We start from the raw sequence: 1,502 nt of genomic DNA on the forward strand, positions 1-1,502 counted from the left end.
CAGTAGTTCCGATCAGACTTACTTCCGAATGACAAAAACATATTGATTTTACTTTATGCCCACTAATTTTCAAAATATACTAAATTACTGATCAGAGCTTAAAATTCTTAAGCTATAACTTCGACTTACATCTTATAAAAAGTAAGATCTTATTGAGTAATTTCATAGCATAAGCTCTTAAGTTTGTAATTTTTTATTTAGTGTAACTTATATTATAGTTAATCGAGTGCGTAGCACTCGATTTCTTTCTTCATTAAACCATCTCAAACATTCCAGTAACACCTTAACCGGAATTAAATTCAGCGACTTTAGCCTATATCTAACAGCTTTATTTATGTCTTCATTTATTAATGATTTTAGCTCATAAGCTGTAATTTCGATAACTGACTTTAGCATATTTAGAACATTGTACATGATGCACTGAATAACAAAGAACAATACTCTTGCTACTGGAGATTTTGTACATGTTCGTATCTTGAAGTCGTTTTTCACTCTATAGCCAGTTTCTATGTTCCATCTTTTTCTGTATTCTTCAGGAATTATCTTTTCAAATTTTTCAGTTGATTCTGCCTCTTTGTTTGTAGCAAACAGGATGTACCTTTCCTTTTTATCATCGTATATTGCCACAATACTGAAGGAAGGTCCTCCTTGCTTAAATTGATATTCAAAAATAGTTGGAGTATTTCCCCACTCTTTTTGATGATTTTTAAGTTCTCTATTGATAACCTGATTTGATTTAGCTGCTATAACAAAATTGACTTTAAGTTCATCTAATTTTGAAATCACTGCTCTGTTAAAAAATTCTTTGTCAAGGTATGTTGTCCCTGTTTTTACACCTATTATCTTAAGTCTTTCGAATAAAGATTCGATGAAAAGGGAATAATTCTTGTTCAAACCATTAATGTCGATTACGTCAAGTGTCAAATGAGAAGTTCCAATTATATCCAGGGTACAGAATGATTTACCCCATGAACTGCCATTCTTTGGTTTTATTCCCCTAATTCCGGGAGTATTTTTGTCTCCATAAAATGGAACGTCATGAAAATCAATAGCTATGTCATGAACAGTGTTTTCAAGTTTCATCATCTTGAAAATCTCAAAATTCATTTTTCTGAAAGCAGAAAGAGCATCTTCAATATTATTGTCTTTGATGTAATTGAAAATAGTATCTGCTGAGGGGATTCTTGAGTCAGGATTTTTGCTTTTGAGATCATTACTTGCAGATTCAAGAGAGTTTGTAGAAGATGTTGAGGCATGTAACAACACGTTTAGAGTGTCCTGACATTCATAATTTGCAGATTCTGGCAAAGTTATTATATCATATTTGCGAAACAATTCAGAGGATACAGCAAGCAAGCTGGCTGTATCTATGGCTATGGAGTCGTTTTTGGTTAGCATCACAAACGAATTCCATGGTTCATTAGATCTTTTTTTCGGCAAATCATAAATATTTGATGACTGTTAAATTTAGCATTCGGAACTTGGGTTATTCGGAACTACTG

The 1,502-nt window shown here is 32.4% G+C and carries 1 protein-coding gene; it reads right to left on the minus strand.

Going from position 1 to position 1,502, the window contains the following annotated elements; translation table 11 throughout:
• Positions 1-207: 207 nt before the first annotated feature.
• Positions 208-1,398, minus strand: coding sequence for an ISH3 family transposase (locus RG963_RS16435; RefSeq protein ID WP_310577352.1), 1,191 nt, complete (start codon positions 1,396-1,398; stop codon positions 208-210).
• Between the last annotated feature and the right edge of the window lie 104 nt (positions 1,399-1,502).

Origin of the sequence: Methanosarcina baikalica, assembly GCF_031461075.1 — an archaeon.
GTDB classification, from domain to species: domain Archaea; phylum Halobacteriota; class Methanosarcinia; order Methanosarcinales; family Methanosarcinaceae; genus Methanosarcina; species Methanosarcina baikalica.